The following is a 7,601-nucleotide window of genomic DNA, read 5'->3' as shown; positions in this document are numbered from 1 at the left end:
AAAGAACACCTGACATTCGACATGAATTCAGGGCGGGATCCTCCATGGCGTCGGCTTCGCCGACACACCGCCCGGCCCAAGGGCCCAAGGCTCCGGATCCCGGAAAACCGCCGCCTTCCGGCCCGGTCTTCCCGGCGCCGCCCCGCGTTTCCGCGCCAGCGCCGCCGTCGATGAGCGGGATATAAGCGGGCGGACTCCGGGTGTCAACAAGCCTCTTCACCAAATTCGGTTATCCACAGGCAAGGTCCCGCAAGGCCGCCCCCGGCGTGCCGCCCTCCCCCTCAACACCATTGACCCGGGCGCCGCAACCGGTCGATTGTTCTTGCAACGTTCTGGACCGGCCCGTTCCTCGTCCCTTCCGGAGACCGCCTTGGCCTTTCGCTTCCTGCACACCGCCGACCTGCATCTCGGCAGCCCGCTCACCGGCCTCAAGGCCCGCGCGCCGGAGCTCGCCGGCTTGTTCGACCGGGCGTCGCGGCGCGCCTTCGACAGCCTCGTCGACCTCGCCATCGACGAGCAGGTCGCCTTCGTGGTCATCGCGGGCGACGTGTTTGACCAGGACTGGACCGACTACGCCACTGGCCAGGTGTTCGTGCGCGGCCTCGCCCGCCTCGCGCGCGCGGGCATCCGCGCGGTCATCATCCGCGGCAATCACGACGCCGAGCATGTGATGACCAGGAGCCTCCCCCTGCCGGACGGCATGGCCTGGCTCGGCGCCGACGCGGCCGGAACGGTGGACCTTCCCGAGTTCGGCGTCGTCGTCCACGGCATGAGCTTCAAGACCCGCGTGGTGACCGAGAACATGATCCCGCGCTATCCGGTCGCCTCTCCCGGCCGCTTCAACATCGGCCTCCTGCACACGTCCCTCGACGGCCGGCCCGACCACTCCGGCTATGCGCCCTGCGCCATCGCGGATCTCGCCCGCTTCGGCTACGACTACTGGGGCCTCGGCCACATCCACACCCGCGAGGTGGTGAACCAGCATCCGTTCGTGGTCTATCCGGGCAACATCCAGGGCCGGCACGTGCGCGAGGCGGGAGAGCGCAGCGTCGCCCTGGTGACGGTGACCGACGGCCGGGTCGCCGCCGTGGAGCACCGGCCGGTGGACGCCGCCCGCTGGGCGCTCGTGGAGGTGGACGCCTCCGGGGCCGAGACCGTGGAGGACATCCACGCCCGCGCCCGGCTCCGCCTGGAGGACGCCGCGACGGCCGCCGCCGGCCGGCCTCTCGCCGCGCGCATCCGCCTCGTCGGCGAGACCCGCCTTCACGACCGCCTGCTCGCCGACCGGGACCGCCTCGCCGCCGAACTGCAGGCGGTCGCCGCCGCCGTCTCGGACGCCATCGCGGTGGAGCGCGTCAAGACGGAGACGCGCCCGCGCCGGGTCGCCGGCCCGGCGCTCGCGCTCGACGACCTCGACGAGGCCTTCGCGGCGGCCCTCGCCGATCCGGCGCTCGCCGAGGAGATCGCCGCCGATCTGGCCACCCTCAAGGCCAAGCTCCCGCCCCTCGCCGCCGGCCGGCTGGAGCCGGACGCCGACGCCGTGCTCGCGGCCGCGCGGGCGCTCATCCGGTCCCGCCTGGAAGCCTGATGCGCCTTCTCGCCCTCCACCTCGACCGCTGGGGTCCGTTCACGGACCGCACCCTGCCCTTCCCGGCCGACCGCCCGCTCGTGGTGGTCCACGGCCGCAACGAGGCCGGCAAGTCGTCCGCGCTCGCCGGCCTCGTGGACGCCTTCTACGGCATCGAGACGCGCAGCCGGTTCGACTTCCTGCACGACTACGGCGTCATGCGCGTCGGCGCCACGGTGGAGACCCGCGATGGCCGCCGCCTGTCCTTCCGCCGCCGCAAGGGCAACAAGGCGACGCTCCGCGACGAGACCGGCGACACGCCGATCGCCGACGATGCCCTCGTGCCCTTCCTCGGCCGGGTGGACCGCGCCCTCTTCCTTGACGCCTTCGGGCTCGACCAGGATCGCCTGCGCAAGGGCGCCGAGGCGCTCGCCAAGGGCGAGGGCAGCCTCGGCGAGGCGCTGCTCGCCGCCGCGCCGGGCCTCGGCCGGCTCGTCGATCTCCGACGCACCGTGGCCGAGGAGGCCACGGCCGCCTTTACCGAGCGCCGCTCGGCCGGCAAGCCGGTCTACGCGGCCATCGACCGCTATCTCGACGCGCGCCGCCGGGTCCAAGACCTGTCGCTCACCGCCGAGTCCGTCGCCCGCGCCAAGGCGGACCTCGACGCCGCCTCCGCCCGGGTGGCGGACCTCGACCGGGATCGCCGGCAGGTCCGCACCGAGGAGGCCCGCCACCAGCGGCTCGCCCGCGCCCTCCCCCACCTCGCCGCGCTCGACCGGCTGGCGGCCGAGCGGGCCACGATGGCGGATGCGCCGGACCTCGACCCGGGCTTCGGCGACGCGCTCACCGCCGCCGAAGCCGAGCGCGACCGGCTCGCCACGCGCCGCGCGGTGCTTCTCGCCGACCGGGAGCGGGAGGCGGAGGCTCTGGCCGTCCTTTCGGTCGACGACACTCTTATCGCCGCCGCCGACCGCATCCGCCGCCTCGCCGACGGCCGGCGCCAGCGCGAGGATGCGTCCGCCGACCTCGTCGACCTGCAGGCCCGCATCGCCCGCCTGACCGACGATCTCGCCGGCCAGGCTCGCCGCCTCGGCCTTCCGGACGCGGAGGCCGTCCTGCAGCGCCGGCCGACCGCTGCCGCCATCGCCCGCGTCCGCGACCTCGCCGCCGCCCGCACGTCCCTCGACGCGCGCGCGTCCGCCGCCGCCGAGCAGGCTGCCGACGCCAAGGCGCGGCTCGCCGAGCTCGACAAGGCCCGGGCCGCCGCCCTGGCTCTCGCCGATCCGCGCTCGCTCCGGGCCGGGCTCGACGTGCTCGCCGGCCTCGATGCCGCCCTGAAGCTTGCCGCCACTCGTCGCGCCGGCGTCGCCTCGGCGAGCGCCCGCTTCGCCGAGGCCGCCGAGCAGGCCGGCGTGCCGGCGGACGTCCGCCACGTCCGCGGCCGCCGCCTCCCCGACCGGGCCGACGTGGAGGACGCGCACCGGGCGACCGAGGCCGCCGCGCGCGCCGTGGAGACCGCAACGCAGCGGCTCGCGGACGCCAGAGCCCGTCGCGCCGAGGCCGACCGGATGCTCGCTGCGGCCGTCGCGAGCAGCGAGATTCCGTCGCTCTCCGCCGTCGCCGCCGCCCGCGCCGGCCGGCAGGAAGCCTGGGCCGCCGTTCGCGCCATTCTGTTCGGCGAGCGGGATGCCTCGCCGTCGGACCGGCTCGCCGGCGCCCGTGACCTGGAAGCCGCCATAGACGCGGCTGATGCCCTCGTGGACCGCCGCCTCTCCGCCGCCGACCGGGCCGCCGTCGCCGACCGCCGGCGCGAGGAGGCCGCGACCGCCGCCGACCAGGTGGCCGCCGCCGAAGCCGATCTCGCCGCCGCGCGCGAGGCCGCCGCCGCGGTCGCGGCCCGCTGGGCGGACCTCCTCGCCGCCACCGCGCTGCCGCCGGCCCTCACGCCGCGCCAGGCCCTCGTCGCGCTCGACCGGCACGCCGACCTCGTCCTGCTCGCCGACGCGGTCGGCGCCGCCGAGGCCGAGGCCGCATCCGCCGACGCGGACGCCGGCCGGCTCCTCGCCAGCCTCGACCGGCTCGCCGCCGACGTGGGCGTCGCGGCCGACCGGGCCGATCCGCTCGGATCGCTCGCCCGCGCCCGGGCGGAAGTCACCGCCCTCGAGGAGGCCTGGGCCGCCGCCCGCCGCCGCGACGAGGCGATCGCCGACGCCGCGCGTCAGGTGGAGGCCGGAAACGAGACCACCGCCCGGGTCGCCCGGGCACTCGCCGACTGGCAGGGCCAGTGGGCGACGGCCGTCATTGCCGTCGGCCTGCCGTCGTCGGCCACGCCGCGGGAGGCCGAGGCGGCGCTCGACGTCTGGGCTGAGGTGCCGGAGACCGAGAGCCGGCTCGCCGAGGTGCGCGACCGGCTCGCCCGCGCCGAGCGTCAGGCCGCCGCCTTCGACGCCGCCGCCGAGGACCTCCGCCTGGGAGTCGCGCCGGACCTTGCCGCCGACCTCCGCCCGGCCGACGTCGCCCAGCGTCTGTCGGAACGGCTCGCGGCCGCCGAGCGGATCGCCGACCGGCGGCGGATCGCCGAGCGCCGGGTCGCCGAGATCGACGCCGATCTCGCCCGCGCGGACGCCGAGAGCCGGTCCGCCCTCGACACCCTCGCCCGGCTCGCCGCCGCCGCCGGCCAGCCGCCGGACGCCGATCTGCGCGCCGTGCTCCGCGCCGCCGGCGCCGCCGCCGCCCTCAACACCCGCATCGCCGACCACCGGGACGCGCTCGCCCGGGAGGCCGGCGACGACGAGGCGACTCTCCGGGCCGCCCTCGCCGGCCTGGACGCGGACAGCCTCGCCGCCGCCCTCGCCGACACGGCCGACCGGCTCGCGCGCCTGGACGCCGCCCACGAGGAGGCGGTGGCCGCCCGGGCCATGGCCGAGAAGGCCTATCTGGACGTGATAGCGCGGGACGGCGCCGAGACGGCCGGCCAGGAGGCGGAGACCGCGCTCGCCGACCTGGTGGATCTCGCGGAGGAGTGGCGCATCCTGCAGGCGGCGAACCGCCTCGCCGGCGCCGTGGTGGAGGAGTTCCGCCGCCGTCACCAGAACCCGGTGCTCACGGAAGCGAGCGGCTATTTCGCCCGCCTCACCGAGGGCCGTTATCGCGGACTCGCGCCGGACTACGACGCCAACGGCGTCGCCCGGCTCCTCGCCGTCCGGGCGGACGAACGCCGGCTCGGGCCCGACGCCCTTTCGGAAGGCACGCGCGACCAGCTCTACCTGGCGCTCCGGCTCGCCACCCTCGCCGACCACGCCCGCCGGTCCGAGCCCCTGCCCTTCGTCGGCGACGACCTCTTCGTCACCTTCGACGAGGGCCGCACCGCGGCGGGCCTTGAAACGCTCGCCGCCTTCGGGGAGAGCGCCGCCCAGGCCATCCTGTTCACCCACCACGAGCACGTGGCCCGGATCGCCGAGGATCGCCTCGACGGCCGCGCCGCCGTCCTCCGCCTGGACACGGCCTGAGGCCGTCCGACCGGCTCAAAGGTCGTAGGGCGGCGCCTCGTCGTACCGAGGCAGGTCGTCGGTGATGTGGAGCCACGACGGCCGGCTGGAATCCCAGCCGTGCACGGTCGGCCGGATCGCCTCCGGATCGTCGAGCGTCCCGACCGTCACCCCGACGGACCGCCCGTCCGGATCGGTCATATAGAGCTGCGCGCCGCATCGCGGGCAGAAATGCCGCGTCCCCCGCTCGGAGGACACATGGTCCGCCACCGTCCCGTGGGTCAGCGTGAAGTCGGCGGGCGGCACCTGGATCCAGGCGGACACCACGCCGCCGCTCGCCTTCCGGCACATGGCGCAGTGGCAATAGTCCACCACCGGCTCGTCGCAGCGGACGGAATAGCGGACCGCCCCGCACAGGCACCCGCCATGAAGCACAGGCACGATCGTCGCCATCAGCATGCTCCTCTTCCTGCCCCCCGTCTCCGATCATGAGAGGCATGGCCGTTGACAGATCTCGTCAGCAGCGGCGCAGCGCCCTCAGTCGTCGGCCGGCGACTGGCGGTGGCGCTTCACCGAACTCCGGCGCGCCTTGCCCTCCAGGCGCCGCACCTTGCTGGAATAGGTCGGCTTGGTGGCGACGCGCGGCTTCGGCGGCACGGCCGCCTCGCGCAGGATTGCGACCAGCCGCTCCAGCGCGTCCGCGCGGTTGCGCTCCTGCGTCCGGTGCCGCTGGGCGGTGATCACGATGGCGCCTTCGCGCGTCACCTTCCGGCCGGCGATCCGCGCGGCCCGCACCTTCACGTCCCACGGAATGCCCGCGGCGTTATAAAGGTCGTAGCGCAGCGACACCGCGGTCGCGACCTTGTTGACGTTCTGTCCGCCGGGACCGGACGCCTGCACGAAGCTTTCCGAAAGGTCCCGTTCATCGATGTGGATGGTGTCGGTCACGCGGATCATGGCCGGACCCTACACGAGCACCCGCCCGGTGCAAGCCACCCTCGCCGCCGGCGCCGTTCCGCACCCGGCCTGCGCGCCCGCGAGATCCTTCCTGCTTGATTCCGTACGCGAAACGGGGCACTCGTTCGGCCCTCAGCCGCTTGCAGGAGGTCGCATGCCATCCTTCCGCGTCGCCATCGTCGGCGGGGGCCCCGCGGGGCTCATGGCCGCCGAGCGCCTCACGGAGCACGGCCACCACGTGGACGTCTACGACCGCATGCCCACCGTCGGGCGCAAGTTCCTGCTCGCCGGCAAGTCCGGCCTCAACCTCACCCACGGCCAGCCCTACGCCGACTTCCTCGCCCGTTACGGCGACGCCGTGCCGGCCGGCCTGCGCGCCGGGCTCGACGCCTTCACGCCGGAGGCCGTCCGCGCCTGGGCGGACGACCTCGGGGCGGAGACCTTCGTCGGCACCTCCGGCCGGGTCTTCCCGAAGGCCATGAAGGCGTCGCCGCTGCTCCGCGCCTGGCTGAGGCGGCTGGAGGCGCGCGGCGTGCGCATCCATGTGCGCCACCGGTGGACCGGCTTCACCGCCGATGGCGGCCTCGCGTTCGAAACGCCGGACGGCCATCTCGCCGTCCACCCGGACGCCGTCGTCCTGGCGCTCGGCGGCGCCTCGTGGCCCCGGCTCGGGTCGGACGGCACCTGGATGGCGCCGCTCGCCGAGGCCGGCGTCGCCACCGTGCCCTTCCAGGCGTCCAACAGCGGCTTCCAGGTGCCCTGGTCACCGCCCTTCCGGGAACGGTTCGCCGGCGAGCCCGTCAAGACCGTCACCGCCTGCGTGGACGGTCGCACCGTCCCGGGCGAGTTCGTCATCACCGACAGCGGCATCGAGGGCGGCGTGGTCTATGCCCACGCGGCCGCCCTCCGCGCCGCGATCCAGGCCGGCCGGCCGGCGGTGCTCACCCTCGATCTCCTCCCCGGCCGGGCGGCGGATCGTCTCGTCCGCGACCTGTCCCGCCCGCGCGAGAAGCAGAGCACCGCCACGTTCCTGCGCAAGGCGGCCGGGCTCGACGGCGTGAAGGCCGGCCTCCTGCGTGAAGTCGTCGGCGCGGACGTGCCGCGCGACGCCGCCGCGCTCGCCCGCCTCCTGAAGGCGCTGCCGCTCCGGGTGGGCGCGCCGTCGCCCATCGCCGAGGCCATCTCCACCGCCGGCGGCGTCCGCTTCGACGCCCTCACCGACGACCTCATGGTCGCCGCCCGGCCCGGCCTCTTCATCGCCGGCGAGATGCTCGACTGGGACGCCCCCACCGGCGGCTACCTCCTCACCGCCTGCTTCGCCACCGGCCGGGCTGCCGCGGATGGGGTGGCGCGCTGGCTCGGCGCCCGGTCCGGATGACGTCGAACGGCCCCTGCCTTCACGCGCCGCCTGAAGCGATTCCCATCCCGGACGAGGTGCCGGCGATCGCGCAACGATCGCACTTGCATCGGATTGCGAAGTCGCTCTCTGATAACTTGCAGACATTCTAATAAGTATCTGTATTGAATCTCCATTCCCGCACCCAACGAACGAAAAAGGGCGGCACCCGGACGCCTCTCGTCCGGGTGCC

The 7,601-nt window shown here is 75.0% G+C and carries 5 protein-coding genes; 3 read left to right on the top strand and 2 right to left on the bottom strand.

Annotated features, from left to right (window positions below; translation table 11 throughout):
• The first annotated feature begins 370 nt into the window (after positions 1-370).
• Together HND91_RS18825 and HND91_RS23110 are read left to right on the top strand one after the other, a co-directional pair.
• Complete coding sequence (locus HND91_RS18825) at positions 371-1,588, top strand: metallophosphoesterase family protein (RefSeq protein WP_181708144.1); 1,218 nt, start codon at positions 371-373, stop codon at positions 1,586-1,588.
• Entirely contained in the window at positions 1,588-5,076 is a 3,489-nt protein-coding gene (locus tag HND91_RS23110; RefSeq protein WP_181708143.1) for an ATP-binding protein, read from the top strand. Before HND91_RS18825 ends, HND91_RS23110 begins: the two co-directional genes overlap by 1 nt.
• A gap of 15 nt (positions 5,077-5,091) precedes the next feature.
• Here HND91_RS23110 and HND91_RS18815 read toward each other — a convergent pair whose 3' ends face one another.
• Both HND91_RS18815 and arfB read right to left on the bottom strand, forming a co-directional pair.
• Positions 5,092-5,508 carry a GFA family protein gene (locus tag HND91_RS18815; RefSeq protein WP_181708142.1) on the bottom strand — a complete coding sequence of 139 codons (417 nt, stop codon included), beginning with the start codon at positions 5,506-5,508 and terminating at the stop codon, positions 5,092-5,094.
• Positions 5,509-5,592: 84 nt separating this feature from the next.
• A complete protein-coding gene (arfB, locus tag HND91_RS18810) occupies positions 5,593-6,012 on the bottom strand; it encodes an alternative ribosome rescue aminoacyl-tRNA hydrolase ArfB (protein WP_181708141.1) in 420 nt (139 codons plus the stop codon).
• Positions 6,013-6,166: 154 nt separating this feature from the next.
• On the opposite strand from arfB, the gene HND91_RS18805 reads away from it, so the two are divergent.
• Positions 6,167-7,390 carry a TIGR03862 family flavoprotein gene (locus tag HND91_RS18805; protein ID WP_181708140.1) on the top strand — a complete coding sequence of 408 codons (1,224 nt, stop codon included), beginning with the start codon at positions 6,167-6,169 and terminating at the stop codon, positions 7,388-7,390.
• Positions 7,391-7,601 lie beyond the last annotated feature (211 nt).

The sequence above is a fragment of the Chthonobacter rhizosphaerae genome, assembly GCF_013839525.1.
GTDB lineage: Bacteria > Pseudomonadota > Alphaproteobacteria > Rhizobiales > Pleomorphomonadaceae > Chthonobacter > Chthonobacter rhizosphaerae.
The sequence above is the reverse complement of the archived record's forward strand: the minus strand, read 5'-3'. Positions and strand labels throughout refer to the sequence as shown.